15 protein-coding genes are annotated in these 17,772 nt (G+C 40.2%); 8 read left to right on the forward strand and 7 right to left on the reverse strand.

Annotated elements, in window-relative coordinates:
* Positions 1–18: 18 nt before the first annotated feature.
* The 4 genes from prfC (at position 19) to H5058_RS08800 (ending at position 5,283) form a co-directional block, all read left to right on the forward strand.
* Positions 19–1,608, forward strand: coding sequence for a peptide chain release factor 3 (gene prfC, locus H5058_RS08785; RefSeq protein ID WP_011327353.1), 1,590 nt, complete (start codon positions 19–21; stop codon positions 1,606–1,608).
* A gap of 57 nt (positions 1,609–1,665) precedes the next feature.
* Complete coding sequence (argS, locus tag H5058_RS08790; RefSeq protein ID WP_086997856.1) at positions 1,666–3,408, forward strand: arginine--tRNA ligase; 1,743 nt, start codon at positions 1,666–1,668, stop codon at positions 3,406–3,408.
* A 426-nt stretch (positions 3,409–3,834) separates the two neighbouring features.
* The gene (gene pdxH, locus H5058_RS08795) at positions 3,835–4,473 is read left to right on the forward strand and encodes a pyridoxamine 5'-phosphate oxidase (protein WP_179808047.1); all 639 of its coding nucleotides are present in this window, start codon (positions 3,835–3,837) and stop codon (positions 4,471–4,473) included.
* A 42-nt stretch (positions 4,474–4,515) separates the two neighbouring features.
* The gene (locus H5058_RS08800; RefSeq protein WP_179808046.1) at positions 4,516–5,283 is read left to right on the forward strand and encodes a TatD family hydrolase; all 768 of its coding nucleotides are present in this window, start codon (positions 4,516–4,518) and stop codon (positions 5,281–5,283) included.
* On the opposite strand, the gene H5058_RS08805 is transcribed toward H5058_RS08800, so the two are convergent.
* The gene (locus tag H5058_RS08805; protein WP_179808045.1) at positions 5,250–5,870 is read right to left on the reverse strand and encodes an AhpA/YtjB family protein; all 621 of its coding nucleotides are present in this window, start codon (positions 5,868–5,870) and stop codon (positions 5,250–5,252) included. The genes H5058_RS08800 and H5058_RS08805 overlap by 34 nt on opposite strands.
* Before the next feature lie 173 nt (positions 5,871–6,043).
* Between H5058_RS08805 and serB the strand changes: the two genes are divergently transcribed.
* Complete coding sequence (gene serB / locus H5058_RS08810; RefSeq protein ID WP_182677720.1) at positions 6,044–7,072, forward strand: phosphoserine phosphatase SerB; 1,029 nt, start codon at positions 6,044–6,046, stop codon at positions 7,070–7,072.
* On the opposite strand, the gene H5058_RS08815 is transcribed toward serB, so the two are convergent.
* The gene (locus H5058_RS08815; protein WP_182677722.1) at positions 7,069–9,546 is read right to left on the reverse strand and encodes a PilZ domain-containing protein; all 2,478 of its coding nucleotides are present in this window, start codon (positions 9,544–9,546) and stop codon (positions 7,069–7,071) included. The genes serB and H5058_RS08815 overlap by 4 nt on opposite strands.
* Positions 9,547–9,911: 365 nt before the next feature.
* Here H5058_RS08815 and radA point away from each other — a divergent pair, with 365 nt between their 5' ends.
* The 3 genes from radA (at position 9,912) to H5058_RS08830 (ending at position 13,148) form a co-directional block, all read left to right on the forward strand.
* Positions 9,912–11,297, forward strand: a complete 1,386-nt coding sequence (gene radA / locus H5058_RS08820; RefSeq protein ID WP_011327360.1) for a DNA repair protein RadA — start codon at positions 9,912–9,914, stop codon at positions 11,295–11,297.
* 81 nt (positions 11,298–11,378) lie between these two features.
* Positions 11,379–12,311: a hypothetical protein gene (locus H5058_RS08825; RefSeq protein WP_182677724.1), complete on the forward strand. Its 933-nt coding sequence runs from the start codon at positions 11,379–11,381 to the stop codon at positions 12,309–12,311.
* Between the two features lie 258 nt (positions 12,312–12,569).
* Positions 12,570–13,148, forward strand: coding sequence for a TMEM175 family protein (locus tag H5058_RS08830; protein WP_182677726.1), 579 nt, complete (start codon positions 12,570–12,572; stop codon positions 13,146–13,148).
* A gap of 104 nt (positions 13,149–13,252) precedes the next feature.
* On the opposite strand, the gene serA is transcribed toward H5058_RS08830, so the two are convergent.
* The 5 genes from serA to metK form a co-directional block, all read right to left on the reverse strand.
* On the reverse strand, positions 13,253–14,482 hold the full coding sequence (gene serA, locus H5058_RS08835; protein WP_182677728.1) for a phosphoglycerate dehydrogenase: 1,230 nt from the start codon (positions 14,480–14,482) through the stop codon (positions 13,253–13,255).
* A gap of 9 nt (positions 14,483–14,491) precedes the next feature.
* Positions 14,492–15,145, reverse strand: a complete 654-nt coding sequence (gene rpiA / locus H5058_RS08840; RefSeq protein WP_182677730.1) for a ribose-5-phosphate isomerase RpiA — start codon at positions 15,143–15,145, stop codon at positions 14,492–14,494.
* 52 nt (positions 15,146–15,197) lie between these two features.
* Positions 15,198–15,794 carry a 5-formyltetrahydrofolate cyclo-ligase gene (locus tag H5058_RS08845; RefSeq protein WP_182677732.1) on the reverse strand — a complete coding sequence of 199 codons (597 nt, stop codon included), beginning with the start codon at positions 15,792–15,794 and terminating at the stop codon, positions 15,198–15,200.
* 20 nt (positions 15,795–15,814) lie between these two features.
* A complete protein-coding gene (locus tag H5058_RS08850) occupies positions 15,815–16,366 on the reverse strand; it encodes a hypothetical protein (protein WP_182677735.1) in 552 nt (183 codons plus the stop codon).
* Between the two features lie 152 nt (positions 16,367–16,518).
* On the reverse strand, positions 16,519–17,670 hold the full coding sequence (metK, locus tag H5058_RS08855; protein ID WP_011327367.1) for a methionine adenosyltransferase: 1,152 nt from the start codon (positions 17,668–17,670) through the stop codon (positions 16,519–16,521).
* Between the last annotated feature and the right edge of the window lie 102 nt (positions 17,671–17,772).

A 17,772-nucleotide genomic window follows, 5' to 3' on the forward strand; every position in this document is an offset into this window, starting at 1 on the left:
ACTAAAAGAACTTTTTTAATGGCAGAGCAAAATCTCCTCAGTGAAATTAATAAACGACGTACCTTCGCGATTATTTCGCATCCAGATGCGGGTAAAACCACCATCACCGAAAAAGTACTCTTATTCGGACAAGCTATCCAAAAAGCCGGTACAGTAAAAGGCCGTGGCTCTAACCAGCATGCTAAATCTGACTGGATGGACATGGAAAAAGAGCGTGGTATTTCTGTTACTACCTCAGTAATGCAGTTTCCGTATAAAAACGCCTTGGTTAACCTGCTCGACACACCTGGACACGAAGACTTCTCAGAAGATACGTACCGTACCCTAACAGCAGTCGATTCGTGCTTAATGGTTATTGATGCGGCCAAAGGTGTAGAAGACCGTACGCGTAAATTAATGGAAGTAACACGCCTGCGTACTACGCCAATTGTTACTTTTATGAATAAATGTGATCGTGATATACGCGACCCAATGGAGCTGCTTGACGAAGTTGAAACCGAGCTTAAAATAGCGTGTGCGCCTATTACTTGGCCGATTGGGAGTGGTAAAGGCTTTAAAGGCGTTTATCATATTCATAACGATGAAGCGGTTTTATATAAAACTGGCCAAGGTCATAAAATTCAAGACGTGCGCACCATTAAAGGGATAGATAACCCAGAACTGGTTGATGCTATTGGTGACGATCTTGCCGCGCAATTACGCGATGAGCTAGAGCTGGTTATTGGCGCATCAAATGAATTTGATTTAGAGCTGTTTTTAGCCGGCGAACTATCGCCAGTTTATTTTGGTACAGCACTAGGTAACTTTGGTGTTGACCATGTACTTGACGGCTTAACTAAATGGGCGCCAACGCCATTACCACGTGAAACAGAAGACCGCCAAGTAGTTGCCACTGAAGAGAACTTTACTGGCTTTGTATTTAAAATTCAGGCCAATATGGACCCGAAACACCGCGACCGAATTGCCTTTATGCGCATAGTGTCGGGTAAATACAGCCAAGGCATGAAAATGAATCATGTGCGAATTGGCAAACAAGTAAGTATTTCTGATGCGGTTACGTTTATGGCTGGCGATCGTGAGCGCGCAGGTGATGCATTTGCTGGCGACATTATTGGTTTACATAACCACGGTACGATTCAAATAGGTGATACTTTTACTCAAGGTGAAAAGCTTAAGTTTAGTGGTATCCCTAACTTTGCACCGGAATTATTCCGCCGTATTCGTTTACGTGATCCGCTTAAGCAAAAGCAGTTATTAAAAGGCTTAGTACAACTTTCAGAAGAGGGTGCTGTACAGGTATTTAGACCGCTAATAAACAACGATTTAATTGTAGGCGCAGTAGGTGTACTTCAGTTTGATGTGGTTGTAGCGCGCTTAAAAGCAGAATATAACGTAGATGCAATTTACGAAGGTGTTAACGTAAATACAGCCCGCTGGGTAAGTAGCGACGATGTTAAAAAGTTTGAAGACTTTAAGCGTAAATGTGAAAGCAACCTAGCCTTAGATGGCGGCGATAATTTAACTTACATAGCGCCAAGTCGTGTAAACCTTAATTTATCAGTAGAGCGCTACCCAGAAGTCACCTTTAGCCATACACGCGAAAACTAAAGCCAGCTTAGTAAAATTTTAAAAGCCTGCTTTGGCGGGCTTATTAAGGTAAAAAATATGAACATTCGTACTATTTTAGTAGAAAAAGCCATTGCCGCTATGACAGCTGTAGGCTTACCAGCAGATACTAACCCAGCAGTTACACAAAGTACTCGTCCACAATTTGGTGACTACCAAATTAATGCTGCCATGGGCGCGGCTAAAAAAATGAAAAGTAACCCACGTGAGCTTGCACAAAAAATTATTGATAACCTAGATGTAAGCGACATTGCCGAAAAAACTGAAATTGCTGGTCCAGGGTTTATTAATATTCATTTAAAGCCAGAATTTTTAGCGCAAAGCGTTAAAGCCGCTAATAGCGATGCCAAGCTTGCCGTAAACGAGCATGCCAACCCACAAAAAGTGGTTGTTGATTACTCATCGCCAAACCTTGCTAAAGAAATGCACGTAGGCCATTTACGCTCAACCATTATTGGTGATGCGATTGTGCGTGCGCTTGAATTTAGAGGCGACAGCGTTGTGCGTCAAAATCACATGGGTGATTGGGGCACACAATTTGGTATGTTGATTGCGCATTTAGAAGATCAAATTAGCCAAGGCGTAGATTTAGATACAGTAGCACTTGCCGATTTAGAAACCTTTTACCGCGACGCTAAAAAACGTTTTGACGATGAAGAAGGCTTTGCCGACAAAGCACGTAATTATGTAGTTAAATTACAAGGCGGCGACGCGCATTGTGAAAAACTGTGGAAGCTTTTTATTGCCACTTCAGTTAAGCACTCTGAAGAAGTATATAAGCGCTTAAATGTAACGCTTACACAAGCTGATATTATGGCTGAAAGCGCATACAACGCTGAGCTAAATGACATTATTAGTTTATTAAAAGATAAAAATATTGCCGTGGAGTCGCAAGGCGCACAGGTTGTATTTTTAGATGAACTAGCAAACAAAGATGGCGAACCATCGGCGTTTATTGTACAAAAATCGGGTGGCGGCTTTTTATATGCAACTACAGATTTAGCCGCATGTGATTACCGCTCAAATAAGTTGGGTGCCGATCGTATCTTAATTTTTGTTGATGCGCGCCAAAGCCTGCACTTTAACCAAGTAGAGCTTACAGCACGTAAAGCTGGTTTTTTACGCGATGAAACTAGCTATGAGTTTTGCCCGTTTGGCACCATGATGGGCGCCGACAACAAACCATTTAAAACCCGTACCGGTGGCACAGTTAAACTTGCCGATTTACTCGAAGAGTCGATTAATCGCGCAGCAATAAAATTAGCCGAGCGTGAATCTGATTTATCAGAGCAAGAGCGCAGCGAAATTGCCCGCAAAGTAGGTATTGGCGCAGTTAAATATGCCGACCTTTCTAAGCACCGCACCAGTGATTATATTTTCAACTGGGACAGTATGCTAAGCTTTGAAGGCGCAACAGCACCTTACTTACAATATGCCTATACGCGTATACGCAGTATTTTTCGTAAATCAGGCGTTGATGCAGCTACACTAAATTCAAACGTTACTATCGTAGAACCGCAAGAAAAAGCGCTAGCGCTTAAGTTACTGCAGCTTGAAGAAGTACTTGATTTAATGATCACTGAAGCCACACCACACGTACTATGTGGTTACTTATATGAACTAGCAAGCTTATATATGACGTTCTACGAAGCCTGCCCAGTACTTAAAGAAGGCGTAGAGCCAAACGTACGTGATAGCCGTTTAGTGTTATGTAATTTGGTTTCTAAAACATTAGAAACGGGATTAGACTTACTAGGCATTGAAGTCATGGAACAAATGTAATCACCGTCGTATTTTAACCTAATACTGCGTTATCCAATCCGACTTACCCTAATCACATACAAACCGTATGCTCATAGGGATAAGCCGGATTGGACGCCTTGTCTTAGGCTAAACTACTTAGGTGAACTGTCTGCTGCGTGTAGTTCGCTTTAGCTGCGTTGATAAAACTATTTAGCCTAAGTCACATACAAACCGTATGCTCCTTGGCATAAATAGTTTTACCGCCTTGCTAGCACTCCTACACTTGCAGATGTAACGCTTTACAGCGTAGGTTGGGTTGAATGAAACGAAACCCAACGATACACCTGAGACTCTGTGTTTATTGCTATCGAATGTACCTAAAGCTTGATGTTTGTTGTTACTAGCATCACTATTTAAGCTCGTTACTCTAAGCTCTTTTCTAACGCTTTATTTAAAGGATTTATTATGAAACTCGAAGATATCCGTCGTGAATACCTGCAAAACGCGTTAAGCGAAGATAACTTGCTTGATGATCCGTTTAAACAGTTTGAAACCTGGCTTGAGCACGCTGTAGCAAGTAATTTACCTGATCCAACCGCTATGGTAGTGGCGACAGTTGATGATACCGGGCAGCCTTCGCAGCGCATTGTATTGCTTAAGCATTTAGATAATGATGGTTTTGTGTTTTTTACTAATACAGGTTCGCGCAAAGCGCAGGAGCTTAAAGGTAATAATAAAATATCGCTGCACTTTCCTTGGCACCCTATGGAACGCCAAGTAATTGTGTATGGCGAGGCTAAACCTTTACCTACTTCTGCGGTGGCTAAGTACTTTTTATCTCGCCCTAAAGAAAGCCAGCTAGCAGCCTGGGCATCAGCACAAAGTCGCCCAGTTTCATCGCGTAAAGTGTTGATGGAAACCTTTGCCAATATGAAAAACAAGTTTGCTAAAGGTGAAATTCCTTTACCTGACTTTTGGGGTGGCTATTGTGTTGTACCGCAAAAAATTGAGTTTTGGCAGGGCGGGGCACATCGCCTGCACGACCGTTTTATGTATCAGCGCCAAGCAGACAACAGCTGGCAAGTTACTCGCTTAAATCCATAAAGCTAATATATAACTAATATAAAAATAGACGGGCAAGTAACAATGCAATTTATTGACTCTCATTGCCACCTCGACTTTAGCGAGTTTGACTCAAACCGCGAGTCACTCATTAACGAGTGTGCAGCAAAGGGAGTTAAGCAGTTTGTGGTGCCCGGTATTAGTTTGGCCCAATCGCGTGCATTACTTGAATTTAAAACTAACTTTGCAGGCGTAAAAATAGCTGCAGGGCTGCATCCTTACTTTTTAAATCAACACCAAGAATCACACATAGAACAGCTATTTACATTTGCTACAGCCAATAAAAACCAGCTGGTGGCAATTGGCGAATGCGGTCTAGATCGAAGTATTGAAAACCTCTCCAAACAAACCTTTTTATTTGAACAACAAATAGCACTGGCTAATCAGCTAGGGTTACCGTTAATTGTGCATCATAGGCAAAGCCATGATTTAATTGCGCAGTCGTTTAAGCGTTGTAAGCCTAAATATGGTGGGGTAATTCATGCGTTTTCGGGATCACTTCAGCAAGCTCAATATTATATTAAGCAAGGTTTTAAGCTCGGTGTAGGCGGTGTTATTAGCTACCCGCGAGCGGTTAAAACGCGCGATGTAATTGCCAATATAAATACATCGCACCTAGTGCTTGAAACCGACTCGCCATCAATGCCGCTATGTGGTTATCAAGGGGAGATCAATACGCCGCTGCAAATAGTGCGGGTATTTGATGTATTGTGTGAGTTAAAGCCCAAACAACACAAAGAGCAACTAGCTACAGAGCTTTACGACTCATGTTGTGATGTTTTTTGTATATAACGATTAACCTGCCATATTTTTAAGCCACGACCAAGTTGCCAAGTAAAAATACATGCAATTACTAACATTAATAACACTTGGCGACCTAAGTCATGAAAATGATTATGACTAGATGTAACTGCTGCACGGGTTAAGTAAGTAACAGATACAAAACCAACGGGTCTGTCGTCGTCACTTACGACGGGTTCTATAAATGGTGTTTTAAGTTTGCTAACACCAGGAGTTGATTCAGATAGCTGGCCGCTAATATGTAACGATTGCCAATTATCGCTACTGGCTATAAGCATGCCTTGCTGGTCGTAAATTGTGGCTGAAAGTACAAACTCATCTTTGCTTATGTTGTTACATAGTGCATTAAGTTGCGGTTTGTTTTTTTCAATTAACGGGGTTTTAGCATTTAATGCCATAAATTTGGTAAGCGATTTTGCAGTACTATCGGCACTGTCATAAAGTAATTGATGGCTTTGAAAACTACTATTAATGCCCACCCAGCTCAGTAATATTAAGCAGGCAGTAGCAAGCAATAAACGCACTAAGCGTTTTTTTTGTGAGGCAGTGATAGGGTTTTTAAGATGGTTATTTTTCATAGTCACCGTATATACTACTGACAGCATTTTGATTTGATGTTACAAATGCTATACCCAAGTTGTTTGGGTATACTATAACCTTAAACCCCACCTGATGGCGAATTTAGCGCAAGTAATATATTTAACATTTTGTAAGTAGCTATCAGGATAACAAAAAAATTCACGGAGAATCCATGTCGCAAACGAACATGGCACAGCCTGGTGCTGAGCAACCATTAACGCAGTTAGTATTAAATAAATGGTTTAGCTATCAGGATGAGGTGTTTTTACCGTTAAAAAACCTACCTAATAAACACCAAGGTTTATTTAGTATTGCCTTTGCTGGCAATTTTAGTATTACCCATATTAAAGCCATAATAGATTTTTTTGCGAAGCATAATCAAACCGTTACAGGGCTTTGCCAGTATCAGCCCGACTTAAGTTTACCAGCGGCACTGTGTTTTTATATTAAGCAAGCAGAGCTGCCGATTAACCCGCTAGTATTACAACAATTTTCCAGCACACTTGATTTTCAGCTAGTGCAAATAGCTTGCCCACCCAACTTGTATGAGCCAGGTTTATTGGTAATGGATATGGATTCAACCGCTATTACTATTGAGTGCATAGATGAAATTGCACGCTTAGCTAACGTATACGATGAGGTTGCTTCGGTAACTGCACTGGCAATGGCTGGTAAGCTTGATTTTAGTGAAAGCCTAAATCAGCGCGTCGCTAAACTTACCGGAATTGAAAAAAGCTTAATAGATGAGTTAAAAAATAATTTACCTTTAATGCCGGGTATTAAAATGCTTTGCCAAATACTTAAACAGCATCAGTGGCACTTAGCCATTGCGTCGGGTGGTTTCGTACCCTTTGCAGAGCAAGTACAAGCGTTAATCAATTTAGATGAAGTACACGCTAATGTGCTTGAATTTAAAGATAATAAGCTCACAGGTAAAGTATTAGGAACAATTGTAGATGCACAGCAAAAAGCCGTTATTTTAGAGTCATTACAGCAACAGCTGGGATTAATAAAGTCGCAAACAGTGGCGATTGGCGATGGGGCTAACGATTTAAAAATGATGGCAACAGCAGGGCTAGGTGTAGCAGTACATGGTAAAGCAAAAGTGGTTGAGCAAGCCCAAGCAGCTATTTGCCAAGGCTCGTTATTACAATTACTGTATATGCTAGCTATACCATTAAATAGTGTGGCTACTGTTTAACGCAGGCGGTTTAGCCAAAGCAGTTTGCGGCGACCCATTTGGTCAACTTGTTGCTGTTCAAGTTTTAAATGGCTTAAGGCTTCTTCGGTGATATCGACAATATCACCGACACCCGCTACAGACCACAATGCCTCTTCTAATTCCCTTGCTTTATGCAGCGCATATTGACTCACATATTTTAGTTCGTTAGATAAATAATCGGTATCTGGGCGTCCAGTACGTGATATATACAAGCGCATAACAAAAATAAGATTCGACTTTAAGCCTTTGCTTATTTGTTCCTGAAAATCATTATAATCCTCACCTGCTATGCAATAACTGGTAGTAGACTCTGAAATACTGCCCTTACGGGGATCAAAATTAATCACAAGTGTAAAGGCGCTTGGCGGATCTTGGCGGCTAAGATCTTTTATCTGTGGGGTGATCACATTAACGATTTGCTCATCAGTAATAATGCTCGATAAATCGGTTTTATTACCCAACAAACCAAAGTTTTGTAAAAGCACATGTAGTGGGCTAGGGTATAAGCCAAAGCCAATTGCACCTGCTTTAAAGTGCGCTCCTTCTTTATGTAAATAAAGTGGGAACTGGCAAACGCTTTTAGTTACCATATTTCTAAGTGCTGTAGAGAGCCCTGGCACTTTAGGCGCTTCTTCTGACACTTTTAGTTTATCTTTATTACTGTTAATTAACTGCGTAAAAAACAGCACTCCAGCATGGGGTAAGTCGGCAACTCGGCTGGCTTTTAAATTAATAATAGTGAACGACTTATTTACAGCCATCACTTCGTACTTTAGCTCACTAAGCTGATATGTTTTGGTTATTTTTTGTAAGTCAGGAAACGAGAGTAAAACAATGTCGCCTTTTTTTAAGCTTACTGGTTGTTTGCATTCAAGCTGCAAGCCCATAACCGAAAAGTCGCGAGTAAGGCCATGTACTACCTCATCGTTTACGCTAATCGACACATTCGTTTTATATAAGTAGCGCTTATCAGAGCGAAGATTTACATACTCTAAAGGTACAATATCTAAATAAGGCGCAGACTTACTTTTGCTATGGCCAAAATTCTTCAATTGATTAATCAAAGCTTTATCGTAATTTAATTGCTGATAGTGTTGCTGTTCAGTTTTATTACCAATAGCAGTTAGTACCACCATATATTTTACATTTTTCACTAACCCTTCTACCCGAGGAGAAGGCGGCTTATTGAGCTTTTCAATATTTTTACTTACAGTGTTTGGTAACGATAAAGGAATAAATGAGTCATCTGGATGGCTTGGCATAATTTGTATTTTAAAGCACTGCCAAGTGTCTTTTTGACTGCCAAAACCTAAAAATAAGTTTTTTAGCTGAGGGTTTTGTTCAAGCTCATTACGTGTTGCAGAATAATAATAAATTTTGCCCGCTGAAATATGAGTAAAAGTATATAAATAATCTTCTTTAACTGGAGCCTGTTTTAAAAGTAATGCATTAATGCGTTGCTCATTAAGCACACTGTATAAACAAGGGGTTTGGCGTTCATCGGTAAAGTAACGTTGAATAAAAATGTTGTTTTCGGTGGTTAGACTTAAGCTAGGATAAAGTACATTGTCTTTTTTACTTAAAAACACATATAAAGAGGTGACGCGTGGAATATAGTATTGCTCGTAACCCTTAGAAACCACAGCATCGAGCGTATTATCAAGGTTTACTTTATAGCGACGTTTATTACCGTGGATAAAGCTTTCTAAAAAATTATCAAACGCTTCATTATTTTCAATAAAGGTGCGTTTTAAACGAATATGATTAAACTCTTTAGAAATATTTTCTACAGCGACAACCTCATACTGAATGCCATTTTTTAAACCTAGCTCAAAGTCTTGCTCTAAACCTACCAAACGCAAGGCGATTAAATGTCCTTTTTTTAGCACATAACGAGTGGCTAGCTTTATTTTACAACCACTGAGGGATATATCGGAAGTGCTAGCAGCAATACTTTTTTTGTCGTTGTATTCAACCGTTACTTTAATTGAATAGTTCATTCGCTCTTCAGAGCGGCTTTCATAAGAGGCAAACTTTATAACATTTGTATTAAGGGAGTCATCAATGGCTTGCTCTGCAATTTTTTCTGTGGTTTTGCGTTGTAACACCCGATGATTATTTTCGGTGTTCATCACTGCCTCATAAACGGCAAGGGTATAACCACCGTGTTGTTTTAGCGCAGCTTCAAATACTTCAATCGCTGTTTCATCCATGAAATGTTGTTTGCCATTGTGATCATAAGGCTTTACCTGCCCAGTCACCAAACCACGTAAGTCAATAAAGCGCGCTATCGGCTGAGATAAGCGTGTCATTTCCATTTTCATTAAAAACTGTTCAGGCTTTGTAAGCCCAGCTATTTTAGACTTAAAAATTAAATCAAATTTAGGGTTGCCTAAATAATGTTTTAATTCAGATATAAGATCTTCGTGCTTGAGCAGTATGTCTTCAGCCATTTATAAAACCATCACCGTCTAATTAAAAAAGTAGGTATACTATTAAATCCATTTATTAGAAAACTCAATAAATGTCGTATCGTGTTATTGTTATTAATATAGGTACGATTATTCGAGTAACTACAGTTTAGCGCTTGTTATTATGTGTTAAATACCAATTTATTGGCAAGTTACTTTAAACTATTATTCAAGCAATAAGTATGCCCTAAAGTATAGTAAAAAAGAAAACAGCATTTATAGATAATAATAGTAGTGCTAAATTATCTTGTTGGCATGACTCATTGTTAGGCGAAAGTTTAAAATGATAAAATAAGCACTTAACATTAAGTATTTTTAAAATTAAAGAATAGTAGGTAAAGTTATAAATGGCTAAAGCGGCAAAAGTAGAGTTTGTTTGTACCGAATGTGGCATGAACTACCAACGTTGGCAAGGTCAATGCCGCTGTGGTGCATGGAACACATTAGCAGAATTTAAACCGTCAGCAGGGCAAAGTAAAAAAGCATCGGCACGCGTAAGTGTAGGTGGTTATGCTGGGGGGATTGGTGGCGGTTCTAAAAAAATTAATGATATTGCTACCGCAGAAACCGAAAAACAGCTCACTGAAATTGGCGAGCTCGATCGTGTTTTAAGTGGCGGTGTAACAACGGGATCAGTTAATATAATTTCAGGCGATCCTGGGGCCGGTAAAACAACCTTGTTATCTGATTTAGTGGCGCGAATGTCACAACGTATGCCCTCACTTTACTGTACCGCAGAAGAATCTTTATCGCAGTTTAAAAACAGAGTAAATCGCTTAAAGCTAAACTATAACCCTGATGCGCTTTATTTACTTTCCGAAACCAGTGTTGAAACCATCATTGAAGAACTCGATAAAAATAAAATTAAGTTTGCAGTAATAGACTCCATTCAAGCAGTGGTCACCGACACAGCTAACGGTAGCCCAGGCTCGCCTTCGCAAGTGAAAAGTGCCGCGCAAGCACTTACGCAATACTGTAAGCAAAATGATGTCACTATGTTCATTATTGCCCATGTAAATAAAAACAACGAAATAGCTGGTCCGCAAACGCTGGTGCATATAGTTGACGCTCTATTGCATATAGATACTAACGATGGGCAAATTCGTACCTTACGAGCAAATAAAAACCGCTTTGGTGATATAGATACAGTCGGTATTTTTAGAATGTGCGAACGCGGTATGCTCAGCGTTGATAACCCCAGCGAAATATTTTTATCAGGCTCAACTACAGATTCACCTGGCTCTGCAATTACGTGTATTCGTAAAGGTAATCGTAATTTATTACTCGAAATTCAATGTTTAACCACTGAGATTGAGGCGGAATTTCCGCAGCGTGTTTGCGTTGGTTTAAACATGAACCGAATAAAAATGCTCACCGGCATACTGCGTAAGCACACAAAAACTAAAATATTTCACGATACGTTTTTTAATATAGTGGGTGGCTTAAAAATTGATGAATCAGAAACCTGTATAGATTTAGCGTTGGTTGCTGCGCTACTTAGCAGCTTAAATGATTTTGTGGTGCCACGTACCACTTGTATTATGGGAGAGCTGAGTTTAAATGGCGACGTACGCCCAATAGACAGTGGCGTACCGCGCGTTAAAGAAGCTGCGCAGCATGGCTTTACGGAAATATTTATTCCATTTCGTAATTACCATAAATCAATGGAAGGGCTGGGCGCTAAGATCACCCCGATAAAAACAGTACATGAGTTACTTAGTTTAATTAATTAGCAAAAACGCTTATCGGTGATGTTCTGCAATGTTACTCTTGAGCTGAAACAATTTATATAAAGACTTAAATAAGGAAATAACATGAAAAAGTTAGTTATAGCTGCAGCAATTGTAGCTGCCGGTGTTGGTGGCGTAAGTTATGCAAATCACGTAGCCACTAAAGAAGTACGTGCAGAAATAGATAAGCAACTAGCACTAGTGAGCGAGCAAACCGGCGCTACATTTAAGTATGCAGACTTATCGGCTAGTGTTATTTCCAATAGTGTAGAAATTAGCAATATGGAAGTCATTAGTTCTGAAGGCGATAATGTTGCCAGTATTCAAAGCATTGAAGTGACAGGCTACGAAACCGATAAAATTTCACCACACACTACATTTGATGTAAAAAGCTTTCAATTTAATAAAGACTTTGTGGCTAAATTACCAGCCGATACAAATACTATGTTAGCGTCGGCCAGTTACGATTTACATTCATCACTTGATTACGATGAAAAGTCGGGCGACAGCGATGTGGTTGTTAAGTTAGATGCAAAAGACATTGTTAGCTTTAATATGAATATGGGACTGGCAAACACACAAGCACTTATGGATGCATCGCTTGCGATTAGTAAAGCGCAGCAAGCAGCGGGCAGCCAGCCTTTAACTTATGAGCAAGAATTACAGCAGCAAACGCTAATAATGAAAGCCATGAGTAAGTTAGAGCCGCGCAGTGTTAACTTTGAACTTAATAACCAAGGCGAGCTTAAAGCGTTGCTAGAAAGTGAGCTTGTTAAGCAAGGTATGAATGTTGAGCAAATGCAAATGATGGTTGAGCAGCAACTACAGCAAGCGCCAGTAACCGAAGAGATTGCAGAGGCGATTAGCGGCTTTGTTAAAGGTTTAAATTCATTTAGCGTGTCGGCAAAACTACCTGAAGGCAAAACTATGATGGAAGTTAACCAACAAATAATGATGCTAATAGGCCAGCCTGAAAAACTTGTAGAGTACATTAATTTAGAAGTTAAAGGCGACTAAAAGTCGCTCTAGCAATCGTGCTATCAGTTAAAAATAATAGTACGACGCACATAATTAAAGCGCGAGTTTAACTCGCGCTTTTTTATGCGTAAATTTTACGTTTATACTAGGTGTTAACGCTCAAGAATTAACAATTAGTTTACCGGTACTTATTTAATCGTTAGTATTCATTACTATAAAAGCTGTTATTTATCGTATTAAATAGCCATTAAGGCTCAAACTAATTACTTAAAGTTGAACGGGGTTACAGGGTTACAGATGGGAAAAGGTCGATTAGAAGCTTTTAGTGGTGGTGTGTTAGCAATTATTATTACCATTATGGTATTGGAGCTAAAAATACCTGAAGGCGCAGGAATTGAAGCACTTGTGCCTATGCTCCCTAACTTTTTTAGTTATGTTTTAAGTTTTGTATACGTAGGAATTTACTGGAATAACCACCATCATTTATTACACGCTGCTGGCAGTGTTTCGGGTGGGGTATTGTGGTCAAATTTAAATTTACTTTTTTGGTTATCATTATTCCCGTTCTCGACCAGTTGGATGGGAGGTAATCACTTTGAGCCGCTACCTACCGCGACTTATGGTGCCGTGCTGTTTATGGCGGCGATTGCGTATAATATTTTACAACGCAGCATAATGGCAACAGATGGCTGCAGCTCTGTTTTACGCAAAGCAATCGGCGCAGATTGGAAAGGCAAAGTGTCTATGGCGCTTTACTTATCGGCAGTTGGTGTAGCATTTGTAGCACCGTGGTTAGCACAAGTAATATATGTGGCAGTGGCGCTGCTATGGTTAGTGCCTGATAAAAGAATAGAGCAGACAGTTAATCAAAATTAAAATATATTCCTATTTTAATTAGTTTTACCGCTAAGCAGGGGAATAAAAAAGCCGCGTTTACTATAAAGTAAACGCGGCTTAAAATTTTCTAAAGCTTAAATTAGTTAGTGTAAAATACGTGCTCTTATCGTGCCTTCAACAGCGCTTAGCTCTTTAAGGGCAACTTCTGAGTGGTCGGTATCTACATCAATAACTACATAACCAATTGATTCATCAGTTTGTAGGTACTGCGCGGCAATGTTAATACCGTGCTGTGCAAACGCTTGGTTTATTTGTGTTAATACGCCAGGGCGGTTGTGATGTACATGCAGTAAGCGACTACGATTAGCAAGCTCTGGTAGTGATACTTCAGGGAAGTTAACAGCAGTAATAGTTGAGCCGTTATCTGAGTATTTAGCTAATTTTCCAGCTACTTCAATACCAATGTTTTCTTGTGCTTCTTGAGTTGAACCACCAATGTGCGGCGTTAAAATAACATTGTCAAAATTACGCAGTGGCGATACAAACTCTTCATCGTTAGATTTAGGCTCAATCGGGAATACATCGATTGCTGCACCACTGAGTTTTTTATCGGTAAGCGCTTCTGCCAATGCGTCAATATCAACCACAGTACCGCGTGAAGCGTTTATTAAAATAGCGCCCTGTTTCATAACCGCAAGTTCGGCAGTGCCAATAAGGTTCTTAGTTTGTGGGGTTTCAGGTACATGCAAAGTAATAATATCAGAGCGTTGTAATAGCTGAGTTAAATTATGTACTTGCTTAGCGTTGCCAAGTGATAACTTATCTTCAATATCGTAAAACTCAACATGCATACCAATATTTTCGGCCATAATACCTAACTGGGTACCAATGTGGCCATAGCCAATAATACCCAATGTTTTACCACGAGCTTCAAACGAGCCGTTTGCGGTTTTTAACCAGCCGCCACGATGTGCAGCAGCATTACGCTGTGGAATACCGCGTAATAGCAATAGTATTTCACCAAGTACAAGCTCTGCAACCGAGCGGGTGTTAGAAAATGGTGCGTTAAATACTGCAATACCACGTTCGCGCGCCGCATTTAAGTCAACCTGGTTAGTGCCAATACAAAAGCAGCCAACCGCAACGAGCTTTTCAGCAGCTTCTAACACAGCTTGGTTAATATGAGTACGAGAACGAAGCCCCACAAAGTGTACGTCTTTAATACGTTCTTTTAGCTCGTCCTCAGGTAAGGATGTTTTAACATAGTCGATGTTGCTATAACCGTTACGTTTTAGCGTTTCAACAGCGCTTTGGTGAACACCTTCAAGCAAAAGAATTTTAATTTTGTCTTTTGCCAACGATACCTTACTCATAACCTCATCCTATTTAATTTGTGGCCCATTTTTAGTGCCGATAATCACTTTATCAGCGCCACGCTCTGCGAATAGGCCGTTGGTAACTACGCCAACAATTTGATTAATTTGTGTTTCAAGTTGTTTAGCTTGGGTAATTTTTAAATTATGTACATCTAAAATAACGTTACCGTTATCGGTAACTACACCTTGGCGATACACAGGATCACCGCCAAGTTTTAATAATTCGCGTGCTACGTAACTGCGTGCCATGGGTATAACTTCAACCGGCAGTGGAAAACCACCCAAGATTGCTACTAATTTGGTGTCATCTACAATGCACACAAATTGTTTAGCTACCGCTGCTACTATTTTTTCACGAGTAAGGGCTGCACCACCGCCTTTAATCATTTCGTTATGGGCGTTAATTTCATCAGCGCCGTCAACGTATACATCTAAAACATCAACGTCATTAAGTTCAAATACTTCAATGCCTAGCGCTTTTAAACGAGCAGTTGAGGCTTCTGAACTAGAAACCGCGCCTTTAATAGTGTCTTTTATTGAGCCTAGTGCATCAATAAAGTGATTAACCGTTGAGCCTGTACCTACGCCTACAATAGTGTTCTCTTTTACAAACTCTAACGCTGCCCAAGCAGCTGCTTTTTTTAATTCGTCTTGTGTCATTGTTTTATGCTCATTTATGTCAAAAATTTCTGCTGGTATACAAAGTAACGCTTTACCAACAGTAGGTTTTATTTGGGGTGATAATTGTTTTAAGTGGCACATCCCATGATTCTATGGGTAAAGCTGTTACTTTTTGGCATTCATGTGCTAAACCAATAAGTTGCGGCTTTTGCCAGTGTTGCTGGTGTAGCCGCGCCAATGTCCGATCGTAAAACCCACCCCCCATTCCTAAGCGATTACCTTGGTTATCAAATGCCACTAATGGCATAAGTAGGTAATCAAGCTCTGGTAACGGGCATATTTGAGTACAATTGAGCTTAGGTTCCAAGATACCATAGCGGTTTGCCTTCATGGGTGAGTTTTTTTCATAACGCTGAAATAGTAAATTAGCCCCGTTAAAGGGGTGGATTACAGGTAGGTAAAGGGTGTGCCCTTTATCCCATAATTCATTAATTAACAATGAGGTATCTAACTCGCCATCGTTACTAAAATAAATGGCAATATGCTCTTTTTTAGTGTTTTTTTTGCCATTTAAGTGTTGAATAAAATTCACTTTTAGCGATTGGGCGGCAATTAATTGTTGGTTGTTTGATAAATTATTACGCAGTTCGCGGACAGACGCTCTTATTGTTGCACGTTTATTGCTCACTTTAGGATTTCACCCCGTAATTAAAAAGAGAATAAGTTAGGGACGGTTAAATATATTGCTAATAAAATAAGCAAAGTAACCACAGTTGCTATGAGTGAATATAACAACACATTACTGCGTTTTTGCAGTGGCGTGAGCAACTCATCATCAAGCATAAGATCATCGTCTTGCCACTCTATGTGTTCATCGGTAATTGCTGTGGCTTCAACCTCGGGTAGGCGCTGTTCAAGCTCGTCTAGTTTTTCTTCAAGGCGAATTAAGCTACTGGTAATGTAATCAAGCGCATCAAAAATTCTGTCATCGCGCTGGCTACTCGTTGCACTTGTCAGTTGAGTATTTTTATTAGGGTTGGTAACAGCCTGCAGCTTACTTTTAATACCTAAGCTGGCAAGTAGTTTGGCTTGCTTTAGGGCTTTGTCTTTATTGCTTGGCACAAATAGCGGTTTACCATTAAAAAAAAGCGACACTTTTTCATTTGATGTTTTTAATTTAGTAGCAAGCATGGCAGTAACAGCTTTGCTGTCAACGCCCTCAGCGAGTCCTACAAAGGTAACACTAAAGTTGTCGGCCATTTTTAATTCCCTAAGCTTTTATAGTAAAACGAGTATATACCGAAAGTGCAAAACAATTCGAGAGTGATTTATGTTTCACGGCTTGAATAATAAGCTTTAGATATAAAAACGACCCTTAAAAGGGCCGTTTATATTTTTAATAGTATGTTGGCTTAAAGACCAGCAGCAGCGCGAAGTGCTTCTGCTTTATCGGTACGCTCCCAAGGGAACTCTTCACGACCAAAGTGGCCGTAAGCCGCCGTTGGAAGGTAGATAGGGCGCTCTAAATCAAGCATTTTAATTAAACCGTAAGGGCGCAAGTCAAAGTGCTCGCGAATAAGCTCAATTAAACGGCTTTCTTCTAGTTTGCTGGTACCAAAGGTTTCTACGCTTATAGACGTAGGCTCTGCAATACCAATAGCGTACGATACTTGTAGCTCACACTTATCAGCAAGGCCAGCAGCAACAATGTTTTTAGCAACATAACGTGCAGCATAGGCAGCACTACGGTCAACTTTTGATGGATCTTTACCAGAGAAAGCACCGCCACCGTGACGAGCCATGCCGCCGTAGGTATCTACAATGATTTTACGACCGGTTAAGCCACAATCGCCCATTGGTCCGCCAATTACAAAGCGACCTGTTGGGTTAATAAAAAACTTAGTCGCGCTAGTAATTAGCTCAGCAGGAAGTACCGGCTTGATGATAGTTTCCATCACCGCTTCGATTAAATCTTTTTGTGAAATATCTTCGCTGTGCTGCGTAGAAAGTACAACAGCATCAATACCTACTGGCTTGCCGTTTTCGTATGCAAACGTAACTTGTGATTTTGCATCTGGGCGTAACCAGTTAAGCTCGCCGCTTTTACGAACCTGTGCTTGGCGCTGCACTAAACGGTGTGAGTAGGTAATAGGAGCAGGCATTAGTACTTCAGTTTCGTTACATGCGTAACCAAACATTAAGCCTTGATCGCCAGCGCCTTGTTCTTCTGGGCTAGTACGGTCAACACCTTGGTTAATGTCAGGAGACTGTTTACCAATAGTGTTTAAAATTGCACATGAATCTGCATCAAAACCCATATCTGAATTAGTGTAGCCAATGTCGCGAATTGTTTTACGTGTAATTTCTTCGATATCAACCCATGCGCTAGTAGTGATTTCACCACCAACCATAACCATACCGGTTTTTACGTAAGTTTCACACGCAACTCGGGCATGAGAATCTTGCTCAAGGATAGCATCAAGTACCGCATCAGAGATTTGATCGGCGATTTTATCCGGATGACCTTCAGAAACTGATTCAGAAGTAAATAAATGTTTTGCCATTGTATTTCTGCTCACAAATATTGCGCTTCACAAACGTCGGTATTAGCGCTAAAAAATTAAGGGGCGTATTTTATCGAAAACAAAACACCTTGCATAGTGTTT

It is taken from the genome of Pseudoalteromonas sp. SR45-4, assembly GCF_014163535.1.
GTDB classification, from domain to species: domain Bacteria; phylum Pseudomonadota; class Gammaproteobacteria; order Enterobacterales; family Alteromonadaceae; genus Pseudoalteromonas; species Pseudoalteromonas nigrifaciens.

What these genes read in the sequence shown, in the direction of transcription:
- serB (WP_182677720.1), top strand. Translation starts at nt 6,044, where the DNA reads ATGTCGCAAACGAACATGGCACAGCCTGGTGCTGAGCAACCATTAACG.
- pdxH (WP_179808047.1), top strand. Translation starts at nt 3,835, where the DNA reads ATGAAACTCGAAGATATCCGTCGTGAATACCTGCAAAACGCGTTAAGC.
- rpiA (WP_182677730.1), bottom strand. Translation starts at nt 15,145, where the DNA reads ATGACACAAGACGAATTAAAAAAAGCAGCTGCTTGGGCAGCGTTAGAG.
- argS (WP_086997856.1), top strand. Translation starts at nt 1,666, where the DNA reads ATGAACATTCGTACTATTTTAGTAGAAAAAGCCATTGCCGCTATGACA.
- H5058_RS08800 (WP_179808046.1), top strand. Translation starts at nt 4,516, where the DNA reads ATGCAATTTATTGACTCTCATTGCCACCTCGACTTTAGCGAGTTTGAC.
- metK (WP_011327367.1), bottom strand. Translation starts at nt 17,670, where the DNA reads ATGGCAAAACATTTATTTACTTCTGAATCAGTTTCTGAAGGTCATCCG.
- H5058_RS08830 (WP_182677726.1), top strand. Translation starts at nt 12,570, where the DNA reads ATGGGAAAAGGTCGATTAGAAGCTTTTAGTGGTGGTGTGTTAGCAATT.
- H5058_RS08825 (WP_182677724.1), top strand. Translation starts at nt 11,379, where the DNA reads ATGAAAAAGTTAGTTATAGCTGCAGCAATTGTAGCTGCCGGTGTTGGT.
- serA (WP_182677728.1), bottom strand. Translation starts at nt 14,482, where the DNA reads ATGAGTAAGGTATCGTTGGCAAAAGACAAAATTAAAATTCTTTTGCTT.
- prfC (WP_011327353.1), top strand. Translation starts at nt 19, where the DNA reads ATGGCAGAGCAAAATCTCCTCAGTGAAATTAATAAACGACGTACCTTC.
- H5058_RS08850 (WP_182677735.1), bottom strand. Translation starts at nt 16,366, where the DNA reads ATGGCCGACAACTTTAGTGTTACCTTTGTAGGACTCGCTGAGGGCGTT.
- H5058_RS08805 (WP_179808045.1), bottom strand. Translation starts at nt 5,870, where the DNA reads ATGAAAAATAACCATCTTAAAAACCCTATCACTGCCTCACAAAAAAAA.
- radA (WP_011327360.1), top strand. Translation starts at nt 9,912, where the DNA reads ATGGCTAAAGCGGCAAAAGTAGAGTTTGTTTGTACCGAATGTGGCATG.
- H5058_RS08815 (WP_182677722.1), bottom strand. Translation starts at nt 9,546, where the DNA reads ATGGCTGAAGACATACTGCTCAAGCACGAAGATCTTATATCTGAATTA.